General features: G+C 41.0%; 12 protein-coding genes. 11 read left to right on the plus strand and 1 reads right to left on the minus strand.

Annotated elements, in window-relative coordinates; all coding sequences use genetic code 11:
* The first annotated feature begins 15 nt into the window (after positions 1 to 15).
* The 11 genes from MTBBW1_RS00590 (at position 16) to MTBBW1_RS00640 (ending at position 19,489) form a co-directional block, all read left to right on the plus strand.
* The gene (locus tag MTBBW1_RS00590; protein ID WP_080797696.1) at positions 16 to 903 is read left to right on the plus strand and encodes a DUF2156 domain-containing protein; all 888 of its coding nucleotides are present in this window, start codon (positions 16 to 18) and stop codon (positions 901 to 903) included.
* Positions 888 to 3,809 carry an RNA polymerase-associated protein RapA gene (gene rapA, locus MTBBW1_RS00595; protein ID WP_080797699.1) on the plus strand — a complete coding sequence of 974 codons (2,922 nt, stop codon included), beginning with the start codon at positions 888 to 890 and terminating at the stop codon, positions 3,807 to 3,809. Before MTBBW1_RS00590 ends, rapA begins: the two co-directional genes overlap by 16 nt.
* 131 nt (positions 3,810 to 3,940) lie before the next feature.
* On the plus strand, positions 3,941 to 7,903 hold the full coding sequence (gene recB, locus MTBBW1_RS00600; protein WP_186441002.1) for an exodeoxyribonuclease V subunit beta: 3,963 nt from the start codon (positions 3,941 to 3,943) through the stop codon (positions 7,901 to 7,903).
* Positions 7,904 to 8,432: 529 nt separating this feature from the next.
* On the plus strand, positions 8,433 to 9,197 hold the full coding sequence (locus MTBBW1_RS00605) for an ABC transporter ATP-binding protein (protein WP_080797702.1): 765 nt from the start codon (positions 8,433 to 8,435) through the stop codon (positions 9,195 to 9,197).
* 288 nt (positions 9,198 to 9,485) lie between these two features.
* Positions 9,486 to 10,625, plus strand: a complete 1,140-nt coding sequence (locus tag MTBBW1_RS00610; protein ID WP_080797705.1) for a branched-chain amino acid ABC transporter substrate-binding protein — start codon at positions 9,486 to 9,488, stop codon at positions 10,623 to 10,625.
* Between the two features lie 536 nt (positions 10,626 to 11,161).
* Positions 11,162 to 12,088: a branched-chain amino acid ABC transporter permease gene (locus MTBBW1_RS00615; protein ID WP_245809200.1), complete on the plus strand. Its 927-nt coding sequence runs from the start codon at positions 11,162 to 11,164 to the stop codon at positions 12,086 to 12,088.
* Positions 12,072 to 13,295 (plus strand): ABC transporter permease subunit, encoded by a 1,224-nt coding sequence (locus tag MTBBW1_RS00620; RefSeq protein WP_080797707.1) that lies wholly within the window; start codon positions 12,072 to 12,074, stop codon positions 13,293 to 13,295. The genes MTBBW1_RS00615 and MTBBW1_RS00620 overlap by 17 nt, the downstream gene beginning before the upstream one ends.
* 3 nt (positions 13,296 to 13,298) lie before the next feature.
* On the plus strand, positions 13,299 to 14,021 hold the full coding sequence (locus MTBBW1_RS00625; RefSeq protein WP_080797710.1) for an ABC transporter ATP-binding protein: 723 nt from the start codon (positions 13,299 to 13,301) through the stop codon (positions 14,019 to 14,021).
* Positions 14,022 to 14,295: 274 nt separating this feature from the next.
* Positions 14,296 to 15,330 carry a glycyl-radical enzyme activating protein gene (locus MTBBW1_RS00630; protein ID WP_080797713.1) on the plus strand — a complete coding sequence of 345 codons (1,035 nt, stop codon included), beginning with the start codon at positions 14,296 to 14,298 and terminating at the stop codon, positions 15,328 to 15,330.
* Positions 15,331 to 15,482: 152 nt separating this feature from the next.
* Complete coding sequence (locus MTBBW1_RS29330; RefSeq protein WP_245809201.1) at positions 15,483 to 16,628, plus strand: peptidylprolyl isomerase; 1,146 nt, start codon at positions 15,483 to 15,485, stop codon at positions 16,626 to 16,628.
* Positions 16,629 to 16,987: 359 nt separating this feature from the next.
* On the plus strand, positions 16,988 to 19,489 hold the full coding sequence (locus MTBBW1_RS00640) for a glycyl radical protein (RefSeq protein WP_080797715.1): 2,502 nt from the start codon (positions 16,988 to 16,990) through the stop codon (positions 19,487 to 19,489).
* 141 nt (positions 19,490 to 19,630) lie between these two features.
* Here MTBBW1_RS00640 and MTBBW1_RS00645 read toward each other — a convergent pair whose 3' ends face one another.
* The gene (locus tag MTBBW1_RS00645; protein ID WP_080797718.1) at positions 19,631 to 21,640 is read right to left on the minus strand and encodes an acyl CoA:acetate/3-ketoacid CoA transferase; all 2,010 of its coding nucleotides are present in this window, start codon (positions 21,638 to 21,640) and stop codon (positions 19,631 to 19,633) included.
* Positions 21,641 to 21,733: the final 93 nt, after the last annotated feature.

A 21,733-nucleotide genomic window follows, 5' to 3' on the forward strand; every position in this document is an offset into this window, starting at 1 on the left:
AATGGAACATGAAATATGAAAAAAATACCTTATTATCCACAGTCTGTTGATATTGAGCTTGAACTGAGAGAATATCTTCATCCCATGTTTCAGGCACTTTCAGAAGGGATTTCCGAGTTCACATTTGCCAATATTTACCTTTTCAGGAAGGATCATTTATACGAGATTTCAAAAATTAAAGTTGATGGTTCAGAAAATAATGGGGATATCGTAGTCATTACAGGCAATGACAGCGGTGAAAAATTTTTTATGCTTCCCTTTGGCATTCCGCCGATTAAATATCTTCGCACTCTTTTTGAAAACCATCGTACATTAAAATGTGCATCCCGATCCCAGGTGGAGCTTCTTCTTGATATGGGATATACAGTATTTGAAGATCGTGATAATTTTGATTATCTTTACCATCGACAGCATCTCGCTGACCTTCCTGGAAGGAAATTCCATAAAAAAAGAAACCTTATAAAGGCATTTATCAATAATCACAGTTATGAAGGACGTCCTCTGCTTGATGAATATATTCCACATGCACTTGAGATACTTGAAAAGTGGCGGCGAAATCGTGACAATGACGGAGATTACTATCCTGCAAGGGAAGCGCTGGAAAAATGCCATCCTCTTCAGTTGTGCGGCGGCATATACTATGTTGACAGCAAGCCTGTGGCCTACTCTCTTGGAGAAGAGAATGCCTGTGGAAAAAGCTTTGTAATTCACTTTGAAAAAGCTGTGACAGGTTATAAGGGGCTGTGGCAGTTTGTAAATCAGGCGTTTGCCTCTATTATAACAGAATACTATGAGACAATTAATCGGGAACAGGATCTTGGTGATGAGGGCCTGAGAAAGGCAAAATTGAGTTATCAGCCATCTGGGTTTGTTAAAAAATATCGGATATGTCACAAATTGTAAAAGGTCAGCGCTGGATGAGCGAAATGGAGCCTGAGCTTGGGCTTGGTATTGTAACTGAAGTTGATAAAAGGGTACTTTCCCTCCTTTTTAAAACAAGTCAGTGTCTGAGGCAATACTCCGTTTTCAACGCACCTTTGAAAAGAATACGCTTTTCTCCTTCTGACCGCATTCATTTAACAAATAAAACAAGTTTGACTGTTGATTCTGTGTCTGAGCAGAACCAACTCTATTACTATCATGGAGATGGAAGGGTTATCTGTGAAACAGAGCTTTCAGATACCATGGTTTTTAATACCCCCCTTGATCGCCTTAATGCAGGCATTTCAGACTCTTCTCAACTTTTTGATTTAAGATATGAAGCCCTTGTTGCAAGGCATCGCTATCTCACATCCGATGTAATGGGCTTTACAGGTGCAAGAATTGACCTGATACCCCATCAGTTTTATATTGCACAAGAGGTTGCCTCACGCCATACTCCAAGGGTGATGCTTGCAGATGAAACAGGACTTGGTAAAACCATTGAGGCATCCCTTATTCTGAACCGCATGCTTTTGAGTGACCAGATACACCGTGTTCTGATCCTTGTCCCTCACTCACTTGTCCACCAGTGGTTTGTTGAGCTTTACCGCAGATTCCATCTGACATTCAGAATTATTGATGAAGATTACTGCGACTCCTTTGAGAAAAAAGAGCCTTTAATCAATCCGTTTGTTGAAGACCAGCTTGTTCTGTGCCATATAAATGATGTTGTTCTTAACAGAAAAAGAGCGCAACAGTGTATTGATGCCGGCTGGGATATGGTGGTGGTTGACGAGGCTCATCATGTTGACGAAAATTCCCCTGCTTACTCATTTCTTGCAGATCCTTCATTTTCAGACACGGCTCTTCTGCTGATTACTGCAACTCCGGAACAGCTTGGCATTGAGCGTCATTTTGCCCATCTTAAGCTTATTGATCCGGTACGCTATACAACACTTGAAAATTATCTTAAGGAGAGCAGGGATTACGCAAAAATTGCTGAATCCATTGAAGAAAGGATAAAAAATTATAACCAGAAGAAGAATTGCGATTGTTCAAAAAACGGTGATAATATAAGCGATCAATCCATTCATGCTCATAAACTCCAGGAGATAAACAAGTTACTGGATTGTTATGGCCCCGGAAGGGCTGTTTTCAGAAATACCAGAGCTTCCATAAAGGGTTTTCCCCAAAGAAAAGGTTTTTTGTATCCGATTGATGAAACATGCCGAGTTGATGAGTTCTATGGTAATATATTGTCTGAAACATTTCCGTTGTCTGAAACATTGATGTTTAATAACACCCTTTCGGTTGATAACACCCTGCCGGTTAATAACACCCTTTCGGTTGATAACACCCTGTCGGTTGATAACACCCTTTCGGTTGATAACACCCTGTCAGTTGATGGCATTTTACAGTCAAGGATTACGGAACAGAGGATTCAATGGCTTATTGATCTTATCAAAAAAAATCCTGAAGAGAAATTTCTTCTGATATGTCATCACCCTGAGAATGTCCTTGAGATTTTTGAGGCGCTGCAGCAGAAAATAACCCTTGATGTTGCACTGTTTCATGAAAGAATGACACTTATTCAAAGGGACAGAAATGCTGCATGGTTTTCCCATAAAAAGGGTGCAAGGCTTATGATTTGCTCTGAAATCGGCAGCGAAGGGCGAAATTTTCAGTTTGCAAGTCATCTTATTATGTTTGACCTGCCCCTTAATCCTGAGCTTATAGAACAGCGCATCGGACGGCTGGACAGAATAGGGCAAAAAGGCAATATTATGATTCATCTGCCTTATGCCGGAAATACAGCCCAGGAGGTTCTTGTCAGATGGTACAACGAAGGAACCGGAATTTTTGAGCATTATAACAGTGGCATTCTCTCTGTTTACGAAAAGTTTTCGTCAAGGCTTTGTGATCTTTTTGCAGATTTTCTACCTGATGCCCTTGAAAATCTTATCAAGGATACAAAAGTATTTTCAAAAAAAGTCATGGAGACTCTTACAAAAGGGAAGGATAAGCTTCTGGAGCTTAACTCATTTAACCCTGATGCGGCAAAAGAGTTGATCGACACTGTCCATGCCCTTGATGAGGATACCTGCTTTGACATGTTTGCCTTAAAACTTTTTGGTTACTTTGGCATTCAGGCTGAAGATACAATGAAAAGATCATATCGCCTTCACTTTACTGATCCTGATAATATTGATATCCCTATACCAGTATTAAAAAAAAACGGCATGGAGATAACATTTGATCGAAAAATTGCAGTATCGCGGGATGATATTGAGTTTATTACATGGGATCATCCAATGGTATCCGGGAGTATGGATATGCTCTTTGGTTCCGGAGCAGGCAATTCCTGTGTCGCAGAAGTTGAAGGTTATGGTGAATTTGCAATTATTCTTGAGGCTATTCACGTAATTGAGTGTATAGCTCCTGTATCTCTGAATCTTAACCGTTTTTTGCCATCTATTCCTGTAAGAACGGTTGTTTCTCATGAAATGAAAGATGTAAACAGGGTATTTACTACGGAATTTATAAAAAAACATACCTGTAAAGATAAAGTTATAGGTATAGGTATAGGTAATGATACTACCTGGATTAATGCCTTTCCTGAGATCAAAGAGACTCTTTTGCCCAAAATGGTTGAAACATCCCGTGAACATGCCATGAAAAAAGCATCTGAAATTATCAAAAATGCAAAACAGAGTGTGATCGAAAGGATGGGGGCTGAAATGGCAAGGCTCAAAGAGCTGAAAATGAAAAATCCTGCGATCAGGGATGATGAAATAATCTGGACCGAAAAAGAGAAAGATCGTTATCTTGAATATATCGCAAAAGCGTCTATCCGTCTTGATTCATTACGATTGTTGAAGGTTCAATAGAAAATTAGATTTTTTTAAATTGCCAAAATAAATATCTTTACCGTGAAAATGACTATCATTTTTATATTTGGGGGCGATTGATACGTAATCAATCATGCCTGTTTAATCTGCTGAATATCTGAGGAATGATTTTGGAAAGGCCAATTGAAACACAGCATCTGGATTCAATAAAACTGCCACTTTACGGCACCAGAATGATTGAAGCAAGTGCAGGAACCGGCAAAACATACACCATTGCAGCACTTTACCTGCGGCTGATTCTCGGTCATGGCGGTGAAAATGCTTTTTCAAGACCTTTGACACCACCGGAAATTTTAGTTGTAACCTTTACCAATGCTGCAACTGAAGAACTCCGTGATCGTATTCGCTCCCGTCTTGTTGAGGCTGCTTCTTTTTTTCGCAATGAAGTAGAAGGTGACCCCTTTCTTGAGCGGTTAAAAGCAGACTATTCCGATGATGCACTTTTAGGCAAAGCAAGACTTCTTGACAATGCAGCAAGATGGATGGATGAATCTGCCATACATACAATCCATGCATGGTGCCGTAGAATGTTGCAGCAGCACGCCTTTGACAGTGGAAGCCTGTTTGATATGAAACTTGAGAATAATGATCAAGGGATTTTGCATACAGCTTCCTGTGATTACTGGCGCACATTTTTTTATGATCTTGACGTTGAAGAATTAAATGAAATACTATCCCAGACAGGAATCAAGACCCCTACTGAGCTTCTAAACAAGGTTCTTCCTTTTATTTATCATACATCTTCAGGAAAAAAATCTGCCTCATTACAAGGTACAGTACCCACTCAGGATGAAACAGCTCCCCTTAATGGAGAAATGGAGCCCCTTCAGACAGAGTTGAAACATGAATTTGATACAATGACTCCCTTTGCAATGGCAAAATATCGCCTTGAAGCCATCAAAAGGGCAAAAGATTGCTTGGCTTCAGATTTTTCAGGTGCAGTATCAGCGATTTATGGTGTTTTGGAAAATAAAACGATTAATGGTAATAAATATAGAAAAGCATCTTTAGAAAAATGGATCAGAGAGATAAGAAACTGGGTTGAGGATGACGGTCCGCTTCCTCAAGAGACATCTCTTTTGAAATTTTCTGCATCCGGCATTGCTGATGGAATGAAAAAGGGCGCTTTGCCACCAGAGCACCCTGCATTTAATGCAATGGAAGAGCTCCTTGAAACCTTTAAAGCAACAGATATTAAAAGCTCTCTGTTTTTACATGCATCTGAATTCATCAGAGCAAGGGTAAGGTATGAAAAAGAGCGCCTTGCAATGATGGGCTTTGATGATCTTTTAACCCGTTTTGGAAGTGCATTGAAAAGAGATGGCGCAGATACACTTGCATCTCTTGTCCGCCAGCAGTTTCCGGTTGCAATGATTGATGAATTTCAGGACACTGATCCTGTGCAGTATGAATCATTTCGCCGTATTTATGGAAAAAGCAAATCTGAAAAAGAGAACTTTTTTTTAATGATAGGTGACCCCAAGCAGGCTATATATGCATTTCGGGGCGCTGACATTCATACATACCTTGAGGCTAGGAAGGAGAGTCAGGGAGCTGTTTACACTCTTGATACAAATTATAGATCCACCAGAGGTGTTGTGGATGCCGTTAATCGTATCTTTGGTGTGGCTTCCGCCTATCCGGAAGATTATCCTGAAGGTGCCTTTCTTTTAAAAGATAAAATTGTTTTTGAGCCTGTTTCAGCAAAGGGACGGGATAATATCTTTTTTGTTAAGGCTAATCCTGTCAAAAGCATTACATTCTGGCAGATGCAGCAGAGCATCCCTGTGAATAAAAAAGATTATATTGCTGCAATGGCTGAGGGAGCTGCAGATGAGATTGCAAAAATCTTGAACCTTGCATCTTTGGATCCGCCAATGGCAGGATTTGGAACATCTTCAGATGATCTGGTTCCACTTTATCAGTCTGATATTGCAATTCTTGTTAGAAACGGTGAGGAAGCCAAATACATAAGGGATGCACTTTCCAAAAGAGGCCTTCGATCTGTATATCTTTCTGACAGGGATTTTGTATTTGATACACAGGAGGCTTCTGATCTGCTTTATCTCATACGGGCATGTGCGGAACCTTCCAATGCAGCTTTTATCAGAACTGCTCTTTCAGCTTCAGTACTTGACTGCTCCTTTGAATGGCTTGAAACTCTTAATCATGACGAATCTGCCTGGGAATATGAACTTGATCGTTTCAGGGAATATCAGCATATATGGCAGAATCAGGGCATTTTGCCAATGATCCGCCGTATTCTGCTCGACTTTAAGGTACCATCCAGACTTTTGTCGCGTATTGATGGTGAAAGGTTGTTGTACTCTGATGGAGAACGCACTCTTACCAATTTACTTCATCTTTCAGAGATACTTCAGTCTGAATCATCCCGTGTTGAGGGTGAAAAAGCACTTGTGAGGTGGTTTTCAGGGGAACTTGCTAACGCAAACGGCAAAGGAGATTCCGAGGAGCTTGTTCTGAGGCTGGAAAGTGATGAAAAGCTTATTAAGGTCATAACTGTTCATAAATCAAAAGGACTGGAATATCCTCTGGTATTTTTGCCATTTATATGCACATATCGTGAAGTGACAGGAAGAAACGCCTCTGTTATTAAATACCGTGATGAAGAGGGAATTGTACATCTATCCCATAATCCTGATGATGAGATGTTGCAAAAAGCTGACAGAGAGAGGCTTGAAGAGGATATGAGAATGCTGTATGTGGCTTTAACCCGTGCATGTCACGCATCTTTCCTTGGTATTGGGGTGATTGGAAAAGTGAGCGACAAACATGGTGAAACCAGCTATCTTCATCTTTCAGGGATTGGCACTCTTCTGTCAGGTGGAAAAATTCTCCCCCTTGCAGGGGTTACTGAAGCTCTTGAAAAGGTTGCCGGAGACTCCGTTGATATCAGGATTGAAAAACTTCCGGAAATCAAGAATCACTTTTACAACCAACGTGATATTTCTTCTGATGATCTGTCACCTGCCGAGGTTTTTAAGGGAGCCATATCAAGGCAGTGGTGGGTATCAAGTTATACTGGGATCCTTAGAAATTCTATAGTGAGAGAAAGCGGGCAGACTCAAAGGAAGAGTGTGCCTGATATCATGGAATATGAAATGCCGTTCTCCCCGGCAGAGGATCAATTGCTTGAATCAGAAACAGAAGCTTACGAAACTGTTGATATACAATTTCATGAAAACCCAGATGTTTTTTATACTCAAGTCTCCGCAAGTGACCGTTTTTGTGAAAACGTGCACCTTTTCGAATGTGACTGTGAACAGCCATGTACGTTAATAAAAAATTCCCCCCCTTTTAAGGACATTAAGGAATATGATCTTCCCGACTTTCCATCAATATGCGATTTTCCACGTGGACCTGAGCCAGGTATTTTTTTGCATGATCTTCTGGAATGGGCAGCCAGAGAAGGTTTTGACATAGTTGCCAGTGATAAGGAGAAGCTTTCTGAAAAAATTAGGGATATGAGCGGTCGCAGAGGATTGGAGGCCTGGACTGATACACTTATAATATGGATTACATCTGTTATGAATGCACCGCTTATGAAAAATATGAAACTTGGAGATTTAAACACCACTGTTTGTCAGGCCGAGATGGAGTTCATGTTTGCAGCAAAACATGTTAATACTAATATGATGGATCAATTGATTAATATGGGGCTTTTTCCTGGTTTTAAACGCCCTGCCTTAAGAGACAATGATATTCATGGTATGTTGAAAGGGTTCATTGATCTTGTGTTTTTTTACCATGGAAAATACTATATAATGGATTACAAGTCCAACTATCTTGGTGAACACCTTGATGCCTATGGAATGGACTCCATGCTGACAGCCATGTTGGCGCATCGCTATGATCTTCAATATACTATTTATACCATAGCTCTCCATCGTCTTCTGAAAGCAAGACTTAAAGGTTATGACTATGACTCCCATGCAGGGGGCGTTATATATCTTTTTCTCAGAGGTTTTAATGGAAGGGGCCAGGGTGTTTTTTTTGATCGTCCCCCCAAAGATCTGGTTGAAAAGCTGAGTGACTCTTTTGCAGGAAAATAGTGGGCATCCTTCATTTGCCGGTTTACACTTTTCCAATGGCAAAACAACCCAACGGTAGAGACGCAATGCATTGCGCCTCTACTCCAGACAAGAAGTGTAAACTACTTTAACCTGATATGAAGGATGCCAAATAGTGGCATCATAATTAAAATCAAAGAGATGAAAGTTGTTTTAAAAATAGGTTGTTACAACTGCTTTCATACAAAATTCACACTCATAAAACAAAATTCCACAAGACATTTTGAAATAGTTACATTTTTTTGAATAGTTTTTTGTTGACACGAACTTAAAAAGCCTATATGTAAATTGTCTAAAGGTTTAACCATTTCACTGATATGTGAAACTCTTCAATTTTCATTTTAACATTTTCGCATTCAAAAACAGAATTCAGGGTTTTTAAGTACCTTTGCAAATAAGTTATTTTTTTGCAAATCAGTTTTTTACAGATTCATTTATGATTGATTCTGCCTGGATACTTGTTACCCTTTTTTCTGTCCTGCTGCGACAAATCACTTATGGTTGAAAAAACATGGCACATTTAGAACTAAAGAATATCACAGTTAGGTTTGGCGGGCTTTACGCCCTTACTGATTTGAGTTTTGCCATCAATTCAGGAGAAATTGTGGGATTAATCGGCCCCAACGGAGCAGGGAAAACCACCATTTTCAATGTTCTGACAGGTGTTTACAAGGCAACGGAAGGAGATGTTCTTTTTGAAGGGAACTCTATTCTTGGAAGCAGGCCATACCATATATTTTCAATGGGTATTGCCAGAACTTTCCAGAATATTCGCCTGTTTGCCAATATGACCGCAGTTGAAAATACCATGGTGGGTCGGCATTGCCGGTCAAATGCCGGCGTCATAGGCTCCCTGCTCAGAACAAAATCACAGAGAGCTGAAGAGGAGTATATACATGAAAAGGGAATGGAAGCCTTGAGATTCATGAAGATTGACAAATTTGCCGATACTGTATCGTCAAATCTTGCATATGGAATCCAGAGGCGTCTTGAAATTGCAAGGGCTTTAGCATCAGAGCCGAAAGTTCTGCTTCTTGATGAACCTGCGGCCGGCATGAATCCCTCTGAAAGTTCTGAACTTATGAAAGATATTGCGCGCATATCACAGCTTGGCATTGATGTTCTGCTTGTTGAGCATGATATGAAGGTTGTGATGGGAGTATGCAGTCGAATTGTCTGTGTTGACCACGGCGTTAAAATTGCAGAAGGAACCCCTGAAGAGATTCAGAAGGATCCCAATGTTATTGAGGCTTATCTGGGGCAGCCTGCTGATTAATTTCCAATATCATATTTAAGGGAATTGCAACGCAGGTGATGAAATATGCCACAAGCGTTTGATTTTAGTTGATTTTACCAAAACAACGGGACGTTGTTTCGTGGTGCCGGTGTAGTATAGTATTCCAGATAATTAAATTGATAATGGAAAAGTCTAACTATCTGTTATCTGGATTAATTTTTTTGACGAAAAAATAAAATATTTTTCTGGAAAGCTATGGTTTTATCGGAGATCGCCTGATCTGTCGTCCAGTGAACTTCAATTATCTATTAATTTAAGGAGAAAAAAATGAGTAAAAAAAGTTTTTCCATGCTGGTAGTGGGTATGCTGGTTATCCCTTTTATCTTTTCAACAGCTTATGCCAAAACACTTAAAATCGGTTCCATGAGTCCATTGACAGGCCCATATGCTTCTGACGGAACAGATATCAAAAATGGTGTTCAGACAGCCATTGACGTATTTGAAGAAGCAGGCGGCATGCCAGGTTACGATAAAATTGAATTATTTCCCCAGGATACAGCGTGCGATCCAAGACAGGCTGTGGCTGCTGCAAATAAGCTTATAAATCTTGAGGTTGTAGGGGTTATCGGAGCATATTGCTCATCTTCAACCATTCCTTCTTCAGAAACCCTTGCTGAAGAGGATATTATAATGATTACCCCTGCATCCACAAATGAAAAGGTAACTGACAGAGGTCTTCCTTATATGTTCAGAATGTGCGGCCGTGATGATGATCAGGCCCCAGCTGCTGCAAAATTCATGAAAGAAGCCCTTAATGCAAAGACCATTTTTATTGTGGATGACAAGACCACATATTCCCAGGGACTTGCTGACGGTGTATCTAAAAGCTGCAAGGAGCTTGGCATTGAAGTTCTTTCACATGACCATGTAAATCAGGGAGACAAGGATTTCTCAGCAGTTATTACAAAAGCAAAAACCATGAATCCCGATATTTTCTATATGTCTCTTCAGGGTTACTCTCCTGCTGCTATGATGACTATACAGGCCAAACGTTTTGGTCTTGCTGCACAGATTGTCACCCAGGATGCTGTTTTTCAGCCCAAATATATGGAAGTTGCCAAAGATGCAGCAGAAGGCGTTTATCTGACATACGGATATACCGATCCTACAACTCCTGAATATAAGGCATTTGAAGATATCTATGTTCCAAAGTATGGAAAAATAGCTGCATATGCCACATACGCCTATGATTCAGCAACTGCCCTTCTTAAAGCCATCAAAGCTGCCGGAACAACCGACTCTGCCAAAGTAAAAGAAGAGTTGATGAAACTTGATTTCAACGGTGTTTCCAAACATGTTAAATTTAAGGCTAACGGTGATTCAGGATCATCCTATATCGCTTTTAAGGTTACAGGAAACGAATTTGTACCTTACTGGGAACCTGTAATGGGGCTGATTAAAAAATAATTAATCAGGATAAAAGATTCATCGTTTTTAAATGAGTGTACCCTTTTTGCAGTATTCTTCCCCTCTTCAGTCATGGAGAGGGGGCCTGGAGCATTTTCATGGTCTGGGATGGCAGTTGAATTCGGCCATGACGGTTTAGATTCATATCTTCTGATTATCGTTTTATTTAGGACAGTTCAGATTCATATCTTCTGATTATCGTCTTATTTAGGACAGTTCAGATTCATATCTTCTGATTATCGTCTTATTTAGGACAGTTTAGATTCATATCTTCTGATTATCGTCTTATTTAGGACGGTTCAGATTCAGATCTTCTGATTATCGTTTTATTTAGGAATGTGGGTTAAATAACGTGCCCATTTAAACCCCGGTGCCCCGTGCATCCCGACCGTTTCTTTACCGTGGAAATAGATACAAATTTCCATATTCGGGGGTGGCTGAATGCCGGCCATGACCGTTTAATCAAAATGGGAAAGTTATTTCGTGTTCATTCCTTAGTCTTGAGAATCAGAAAAAACTATTATGATCACCAAAATGTGAAAAAAGACAATATGGACTATTTTATTCAGCAATTAATAAATGGTATTACCCTTGGCGGCATCTATGCTTTGATAGCCCTTGGCTATACCATGGTATATGGCGTCATACAGTTGATTAACTTTGCCCACGGTGAATTTTTTGCTGCCGGAGGGTACGTTGGTGTTATCTTCTTGAGTTTTTTTACAGGCCTTGGATATATGGAGACATATCCTGTGGTATGCCTTACAGCATCATTTGGTCTTGCAATGGCATATTGTGCCTACCTTGCCATTGGTGTCGAGAAGATTGCATATAAACCTTTAAGAAAAGAGTCAAGGCTTGCGGCACTTCTCTCTGCACTGGGAATGTCCATATTTCTGTCCAACGGTCTTATGCTGACCCAAGGGGTATATGACAAGGCCTATCCCAGTGAGCTGTTCCAGGGTGGAATGCATTTTGGAATGGTGACAGTAAGTTATCTGCAGGTTTTGATTCTGGTACTTACAGGAGTGCTTCTTGTTGCACTCAACTTTCTTGTTTTCAAGACAAAAATGGGTATGGCCATGCGTGCCACAGCCCAGGATAAGACCATGTCAGCGCTTGTTGCCATAAGCAGCAACAGAATTATCTCCCTGACATTTGCCATTGGAGCAGGGCTTGCTGCTGCTGCCGGTATCATGGTGGGACTCTATTATGGTTCAGTAAGATATGACATGGGATTTATCCCTGGTATAAAAGCGTTCTCTGCTGCTGTTCTTGGAGGTATCGGAAACATAACAGGTGCAATGGTTGGTGGCTTGATCATTGGCATGGTTGAAGTGTTTGGAGCCGGGTATATTTCCGGAGAGTATAAGGACGTATTTGCTTTTATTATTTTGATTTCGGTTCTCTATTTTAAACCGACAGGAATTATGGGCGAGAATATCGATGATACAAGAGTTTAAGAAAGTCTGGAAAAATTATACAATTGGTATGCTGTGGCTGCTGGGAGTGCTGTGGCCCCTTCTTGGGATACATCCAGATGGCACAATCACATTTCAGAAAACAGTCAGTGTCTGGCTCTATATTTTGGCAGGGACTTTTGTCTGTCTCATTCTCTATGTGATCAACACCAGTGGAAATCTTAAACCTGTTACAACCCCTGTTGCAGGAGCTGCCCGTAAAATCGGTTCAATGATAGAGGTTATGCCTTCCTGGATATGGATATCGGCACTGCTGATCTGTGCGTTCATATATCCCCTTGTAACAGGGCGATATGCAACAGATGTAGCCATTACTGTGCTTTTCTATATCTGCCTCGGGCTGGGGTTGAACGTGGTTGTCGGCCTTGCAGGAATGCTGGATCTTGGATACATTGCATTTTACGGTGTCGGTGCTTACACCTATGCACTTTTAAATGTCAATTTCGGACTTGGTTTCTGGGTTTGTCTTCCTGTGTCCGGTTTTTTGGCATGTATTGCAGGATGTATTGTTGGATACCCAACCCTTAGAATGCGTGGAGATTATCTTGCCATTGTAACCCTTGGTTTTGGGGAGATCATCAGAATTATTCTGAACAACTGGATGGAACTGACCAACGGTCCCAACGGAATTTTAGGGGTTAAAACCATTGGTATTTTAATGCCGTTTTTTGAAAACGGCATGACCCTTGAGACCTTATGGGTCAAAAAACTTCAGTGGTTCTACTATTTTGTTCTGGGTCTTGCAATTGTTGCCATCATTGCTGTAAGGCGCCTCAACTATTCAAGGGTTGGCAGGGCATGGGAGTCCATCCGTGAGGATGAAACCGCAGCAGAGCTTATGGGTGTCAATACATTTAACTATAAACTTCTGGCTTATGCAATGGGGGCGATTTTTGCCGGACTTGCCGGTGCCTTTTTTGCTGCCAGGATGAAATTCGTAAGTCCTGAAAGTTTTACATTCCTTGAATCGGCCATGGTTCTCTGTATGGTTGTACTTGGGGGTATGGGTTCCATTCCTGGAATCATACTTGGAGTTGTTGCGCTGATAGCTTTGCCCGAGGCATTCCGTGAGTTTGAATCATACAGGATGCTGGTTTTTGGTGCCACCATGATAATCATGATGCTGTTCAGGCCTGCCGGACTGATTCCAGCCAAACGCGTTGGAAAACGATCCGAAGATAAGGAGTAATCAATGTCTGATCAACCGATTCTTGAATTAAAAAATATTCACTCAGGCTATGGGAGCATCAAGGCTCTCAGGGATGTCTCCCTTAAAGTATATCCAGGAGAAGTTGTTGCAATTATCGGAGCCAATGGTGCAGGAAAATCCACTACACTTATGACCATCTGCGGTATTGTTTCCCCTGAAAAGGGAGAAGTCTATTACCAGGGAGAGCCAATTACCAAGATTAACCCTGAAAATCTGCCGCCAATGGGATTGTGTCAGGTTCCGGAAGGACGCAGGATTTTTCCAAGGCTTACAGTTGAAGAAAATCTTATCCTTGGAGCTTTTTACAGGGATGACCAGGAGGGCATACTAAAGGATATAAAGCATGTTTATGAGCTTTTTCCTGTTCTTGGAGAGCGAAGCAAACAGCATGGTGGAACCCTATCTGGGGGAGAGCAGCAGATGCTTGCCATAGGAAGGGCACTTATGACAAAACCGAAAGTGCTTCTTCTGGATGAGCCTTCATTGGGACTTGCTCCCATTATTATCCATCAGATTTTTGATATTATTGCAGATATCAACAAAAATGATGGAACAACAATTCTTCTTGTTGAGCAAAATGCAAATCTTGCATTAAAAGCTGCAACAAGGGGTTATGTTCTTGAAACTGGCGAGATCACCCTGGAAGACAAGGCAGATGCGCTGCTGCACAATCCTGAAATACGGAAGGCATATCTTGGAGAATAGGCCTTAATTTTTGGGCATTTATCACTTTATCCTTTTTATTATTTTAGCAAAAAAGACCACTTCCTTACGGGATTGGTCTTTTTTTGCTTAAAAAACATGATTAATAAAAAATGTAAACCGATAAATAAAATATGCTGATAAAATCTGCATGCTTCATTTACCGTTTTACACTCTCCAGGGAAGCAACCTTAAGTTTAAGGATTCTTTCTCAAAAAAGTGTAAAGTACTTTTGATGCGATATGAAGGACGCCAAAAAAACATCGGAAAAAAATAGATGGCTGAAAATGTTAAATGTACAATCTTTGATATTAAAAAATATGCTATACATGATGGGCCAGGAATTCGTACCACCTTGTTTTTCAAGGGGTGTCCCATGTCTTGTATCTGGTGTCATAACCCTGAGGGTATCTCAATGTTGCCGGAAGTTGTGTATGATTCTTCCAGATGCATAGGGTGCGGTGAGTGTGTGGCAATATGCCCGGAAAAGGCACTGACCATCCATTCAGCTTTTGCCATGGAAAATTCAGGTAATGACACTGAAGATTTAACTTTTTTTAATGAGACTTCGGACTCTGTCACGGAAGCTTCAGCTTTTGTAATGAAGCATTCGGGTTCTGTCACTGAAGGTTCTGTCTCTGTTGTAAAAAATAAAATACTTTGTGCTTTTTGTGGTGAATGTGTGAAAAGATGCCCTTCAACAGCACAGGAGAGAGTCGGAAAAGTATTTCGTGTGGCCGAACTTTTGCAGTTGATTGAAAATGATCTTCCGTTTTATGAAACATCAGGTGGTGGAGTTACCTTTTCAGGAGGTGAGCCTCTGATGCAATGGAAAGCCCTTCTTGCTCTTTTGAAAGGTTGTAAAGATCTTGACATTCACACTGCGGTGGATACAAGCGGGTTTGCATCCAGAGATGTTATAAGAAGAGTTGCCCCATATACTGATCTGTTTTTGTTTGATTTGAAAATCATGGATGATAATCTGCATCGGAAATATACAGGTGTCTCCAATGAAATGATTTTGTCCAATCTTGAGCTTCTTGCTCTACTTGGTGCTTCAGTAATTATTCGTATTCCCCTTATCCATAAGGTAAATGACGATGATAAAAATCTGAATGCATGTGGTTCTTTTTTAGCTTCTTTGACTGGAATAAAGGATGTTAATCTGCTTCCCTTTCATGATTTTCAAAAATCCAAATATAAAAAATTTGGCATTACATACAGAGCAGAAAACTTATCATCACCCACGGAATCAGGGATTGCAGATGCAATTAAAAAATTATCTTCTTTTGGCTTGAATGTTAATTGTTAAAAATAAAAATTCATCAGCAAAAAGGCATGCTTCATATCATCCCAAAATTACCTTACACTTTACAGATGTCAAGACTATGAAAAAGGCAATGTCAATCTTGAAAGTGTAAAATGGGAAATTAAAAATGCCAGCAAAAATAAGGAAAATCAACAATGAAAATTAAATTTTATCCAGCTTTTATTATCACCCTTTTTCTTTACCTTTGTTCACCATTTTGCTTATTTTCTTCAGATACTTTGATGATTCCTGACTCTTTTACCCTTTCCACTGCCTTTGCAGAAGAAAACTTGCATGATGAACACCTTAAAACATCAATGCGGAGCAGCAGCACAACCCCTCGTGTAAGGCTTAAAACAGACTCTGCTGTTTATGAAAAAAATAGTGATGTCAAATTTCAGGTTGAACTTGGCGGTACTGGAAATGCAGATATCTACTCAATAGTTGTATATCCTGATGGAACATTCAGAGGCGTTGTGTTTGGAAGCTCGGGTATAGGCTTGTCAGGTATCAAAACCCTTGGTGTGGACACTATCCCCCTTTTTGTTTCAGGTCTCTCTCTTTTTGAACTTCCAATGTCTGACCTTTTTTCAGCCGACAGTTCCATGTTTGACAAGAAAAACGGAGGGGAGTATGCATGGTATATGGCGCTGGTTGAACCTGGAAGCAATCCTTTTGATCTTAACAACTGGCTTGCCTTTGACATCTGCTTTTTTTATCACAACGGCAGCTCTTCATCATTATCTGTAAAAACTACAAATGAGATTGAAGCAGAATTTGGAGATGGTCTATATGCCCAGATTGTAACTGCAAAAGGTGTGATTATCTGTCAGCTTGAATTTGAAAAAACACCACTTACTGTAACAAGCTTTGTGGGACTTGCAGAAGGCACAATAAATCATATACTTGGTGAGGGTGTGCCTTTCTATGACGGACTTACCTTTCACAGGGTAATAAAGGATTTCATGATTCAGGGAGGATGCCCCTGGGGAACAGGAACCGGCAATCCTGGTTACACATTTATAGATGAATTTCATACTGATCTTACCCATTCAGGCCCGGGTATTCTATCCATGGCAAATTCCGGAAGCAATACCAACGGCAGCCAGTTTTTCATAACCCATGTAGCAACCCCGTGGCTTGACCAAAAACACACCGTGTTTGGTCATGTGGTTGATGGTCAGGAGACTGTTGACGCCATTGAAGTTAATGACAGGATATTTACTATTGTGATAAGTCGTGTGGGGCAAAAGGCTCTATCCTTTAAATCAGATCAGGCAGCTCTGGAAGCATTTAATTAATAAACAGGCATGAATGATTACGTATCAATCATCCCCAAATATAAAAATGATAGTCATTTTCGGCATGCTTCATTTACCGTTTTACACTCTCCAGGGAAGCAACCTTATTTTTAAGGATTATTTCTCAAAAAAGTGTAAAGTACTTTTGATTCGATATGAAGGACGCCTCATTTTCACGGTAAACTGGCATGGCTGCCATCCAGCAACCCCCGAATAAGGAAAATTGTATCCATTTCTACGGTAAACGGTCATGGCCGGCATTCAGCCACCCCCGAATATGGAAATTTGTATCTATTTCCACGGTAAATAAAAATATGTTTTCACGGTAAAAATGTGTTTTCACGGTAAAGGTAAAAGTTATGATTAAAGGTCGTATTGACAGTTTAAGGCGGCAAAGCTTTGAAGCAGCTCCAACCATCTCCATTGAAAGGGCGCTTCTTACTACCAGATTTTATAAAGAAAATTTTGGAAAATATTCCATACCTGTGATGCGTGCCCTAAATTTTAGGTATCTTTGTGAACACAAGAGCATCTATATTGGTGAAAATGAGCTGATTGTGGGCGAAAGAGGCCCTTTCCCCAAGGCTGTCTCCACGTTTCCGGAGCTTAACTGCCACTCTGTAAAGGATCTTGAAACCCTTAACACACGTTCAATGACTCCTTTCAAGGTATCTGCCGAAGATATAAAAGTTTACGCAGATGAGGTTATACCTTACTGGCAAGGTCGCTCCATGCGGGACAGAGTATTTGACCATGTTCCTGATGAATGGAAAAAAGCATACAGGGCAGGACTTTTTACAGAGTTCATGGAGCAGCGTGCCCCAGGCCATACAGCTCTTGACGGTATTATCTATGAAAAAGGGATGCTTGATTTTAAGGCTGACATTGATAAAGCACTTGCAAAGCTTGATTACCTCAATGACCCTGAGGCCCTTGATAAGGCAGAAGAGCTTAAAGCCATGTCAATTTCCTGCGATGCTGTGATACTTTTTGCAGAACGTCATGCAGAACTTGCAGAAAAAATGGCGGAGGAAGTTCTTCTTGATGAAAGTGCAGGAAAAAAACCTGAAGAACTTCATCTTAATAAAGAGAAGGGAAAACAATTTTGTAAATCAGCAAAAAAGAGGAAGAAGGATGCAATTGATGAGAGAAAAAAGCGGCGTGATGAACTTTTGAAAATCGCTGCTGTGTGTCGCCGTGTACCTGCCCACAGACCTGAAACTCTATGGGAAGCAATCCAGATGTACTGGTTTGTCCATCTGGGAACAATTACAGAACTTAATGGCTGGGATGCCATGAGCCCAGGCCACCTTGATCAGCACCTATATCCTTTTTATAAAAAAGAGATTGATAAGACCTGTGACTCTTCAGAATTTGCTGATGATGTAGAATCCAGTCAGAATAGTGCAAAAGAGCTAATAAGCTGCCTTTGGATAAAGTTCAATAACCATCCAGCCCCCCCAAAGGTTGGGGTAACTGCAAAAGAGAGCGGAACCTACAATGATTTTACCAACATAAATCTTGGAGGATTAAAAGCAGATGGCTCCGATGGAACCAACCCGCTGTCATACCTTATGCTTGAAATAGTTGACGAACTTAAGCTCCTTCAGCCACAGAGCAACGTGCAGATCAGCCAGAAGACACCACAACGTTTTCTTAAAGCCGCATGTAATGTTATAAAAAAAGGGTATGGATATCCATCTGTGTTCAATGCTGATACAGTTATAATGGAGCAGGTAAGGGCAGGAAAGAGTATTGAAGATGCCAGGGAAGGCGGATGCTCAGGCTGTATTGAGACAGGTGCCTTTGGCAAGGAGGCATATATTCTTACAGGTTATCTCAATGTTCCAAAGATACTGGAGCTTGCCCTTAACAATGGATATGACCCGGTAAGCAGAAAACAGATATCTCTTGAAACAGGAGATCCTGAAGATTTTAATACCTTTGAGGATCTCTATGATGCCTTTGTCAGGCAGCTTGAATATATTGTGGAGCTTAAGATCAGGGTCAACAACTACATTGAGCGCATGTTTGCAACGTTGTCGCCTGCACCATTTCTCTCTGTTGTTATCAGGGACTGCATTGAAAAGGGAAAGGATTACTACAATGGCGGGCCACGCTACAACACCAATTATATACAGTGCTGCGGTATCGGAACCGTCACAGACAGCCTTTCGGCCATAAAAAAGCATATATATGAAGAGGAAAATGTGAGCATGGAGACTCTGCTCAAGGCCCTTGACAGCAATTTTCAGGGTTATGAGGCTCTAAGGGGGAGACTCTGGAACCACACTCCTTTTTTTGGAAATGACGATGATGCAGCCGATGATATCATGAAGATGGTCTATGCATCTCTTCTTAAGTCCATTGACGGAAAACCCAACACCAAGGGGACAATATATCACCTTAATATGCTCTCCACCACATGTCATGTCTATTTCGGGAAAATGCTTGGAGCAACGCCAAATGGGCGTTTTGCCGGAAAACCTGAATCTGATGGAACATCCCCTTCCCACGGAGCAGACAGAAACGGTCCTACAGCAGTAATAAAGTCCCTTGCCAAGATGGATCAGTCAATGTCGGGGGGAACACTTCTCAATCAACGTTTTCTGCCGGATGTTCTTAAAACATCAGAGGATCTTGACAAACTTGCTGGTCTTATAAGAACTTACTTTAAACTTCAGGGTCACCATATACAGTTTAATGTTGTGGATACAGAGACTCTTAAAAAAGCAAGAGAGTTTCCGGATGACTACAGAAATCTTCTTGTAAGGGTTGCAGGCTACAGTGACTACTTTGTGGATCTGGATCTGGATCATCAGGAAGAGATTATAAATCGGAGGGAACATCAGGGTTTTTAGCTCCAATATTTTTCCCCCGGGTATCATTATCACTCCCCCTATCCATTCCTGGAGAGGGGGAGTTAATAGTTTCAGGGGGCAGTCTTTTGTGATCGAAAACAAGCCGGCAAATTAAATTCTGCTGACTCCCCATGCGACTTTCTAAACAAACTTTTTCAATGCATGGTCTGCCTCTTCCCTTGTGGCATAGATGTGAGGATCAACATTCTGCTGCTGAAGAGCATCCCCTATCTTCATGCGGTGAAAGGCGCTTGATGTATAACGTGTGACTCCTGAGTAGAATTCATCCACAAGTCCCTTGACCATTGATGTGTATTTATATAGAAGTTCAGGATGAATGGAAAAATTATCATAGTTAACAATGGTATAAACTTTTTTATTCAAAGGTTTCAGGATATCTTCCACAATTTTTTTGATCTTCTTTATCTCTTCATTGCTTCTGACAGAAAATCCCTCAAAATTGACAAAAAAGAGATTCTCTTCCTTATTATATGTAAGTCTCTCTTCAAGGGGCATTTTCACAATATCATCCACAAGCCCCATTGGCTCCTGCCTAAAAATCCTTGCATCCATCAGAGGCAGTGGTTCTGTAATTATTGGGGTAAAGTCCATATGGGAGAGGATATCCTTTTCCAGATCTATACCTGGTGCTATTTCCGCAAGAACCATTCCATCTGGAGTTAGGCGGAATACACAGCGTTCAGTGATGTAAAGCACAGTCTGTCCCTTTTCCACAGCATATTTGCCGCTGAAGGTCACATGTTCAACATGTTCGATGAATTTTTTTGCCTTTCCTTCTTCTGTAATGGAAAGTTTTTCGTCATTTATGGCAACCTTAAGCCCCCCAGCGGTAAAGGTACCTGTAAAAACAACCTTTCTTGCATTTTGACTTATGTTTATAAATCCGCCTGCTCCCGCAAGTTTTGGCCCGAATTTGCTGACATTAAGATTTCCCTCTTTATCTGACTGGGCAAGTCCGAGAAATGCAATATCAAGTCCGCCGCCATCATAAAAATCAAACTGGGAGGGTTGGTCAATCAAGGCTTCTGTATTAATGGCAGCACCAAAATTAAGCCCGCCGGCAGGAAGGCCGCCTATAACACCTGGTTCTGCGGTAAGGGTCAGATAGTCAAGTATTTTTTCTTCATTGGCGACATTTGAAACTCCTTCCGGCATACCTATACCAAGGTTTACAATATCATTGGCATTGAGTTCAAGGGCAGCTCTTCTGGCAATGATTTTTCTTTCTCCCATTTTCATGGGTTCAAGGGATTGTACAGGAACCTTCAGCTCTCCGCTGTATGATGGATTATATATTTCTGCAAATGTCTGCCAGTGGTTTTCTTGTCTTGAAACAACAACGCAATCCACCATTATCCCAGGGATTTTCACATCTCTGGAGTTAAGGGTGCCTTTTTCAGCAATCCTTTCAACCTGAACTATCACAACACCTCCAGAGTTTCTGGCTGCAGTTGCAATTGCAAGGGACTCAAGAACAAGAGCCTCCTTTTCCATTGTGATATTTCCTTCGGTATCGGAAGTTGTACCCCTTAAAAGGGCTACATTTATGGGGATAGTCTTGTATGCAAGATATGTTTTTCCATCAAATTCAATAAGTTCTACAATATCCTCTGTTGTAATGGCATTAATTTTACCTCCGCCATTTCTTGGATCCACAAAGGTTCCAATACCCACTGTTGTAATTGTCCTTGGCTTTCCTGCTGCAATGTCTCTGTACATGTGGGAGATAACCCCCTGTGGGAGATTGTAGGATATTATCTTGTTTTCCACAGCAAGTTTCTGAAGTTTTGGAACAAGCCCCCAGTGTCCGCCAATTACCCTTTTTACAAGCCCTTCGTGCCCAAGGTGATTAAGACCTCTGGAGACACCGTCGCCCTGGCCTGCTGCATATAGAAGGGTAAGATTTTTTGGATTACCGCTGTTTTTGTAGTAATTTTCAAGGGCAATGGCAAGTTCTTCCGGAAATCCGATACCCACAAAACCGCCTGTGGCAACAGTATCACCTGATCGAATCAACTGCACAGCTTCCTGGCTTGATACTATTTTGCTCTTTTTGGCCCTGGCTGAAGAGTGGTAGGAAAGCAGTGGATGACCGCTTTTTGAGGTGTCAGTGGAATGTTGTTCTGCCATGTTAATGCTCCCGTGAATGATTTTTGCTTTTTTTAAATTACCGCCACAATCGAAGAGATGAAAGTCGTTTTAAAAACAGCCACTTACTGAGAC

Origin of the sequence: Desulfamplus magnetovallimortis, from assembly GCF_900170035.1 — a bacterium.
Taxonomy (GTDB): Bacteria; Desulfobacterota; Desulfobacteria; order Desulfobacterales; family Desulfobacteraceae; genus Desulfamplus; species Desulfamplus magnetovallimortis.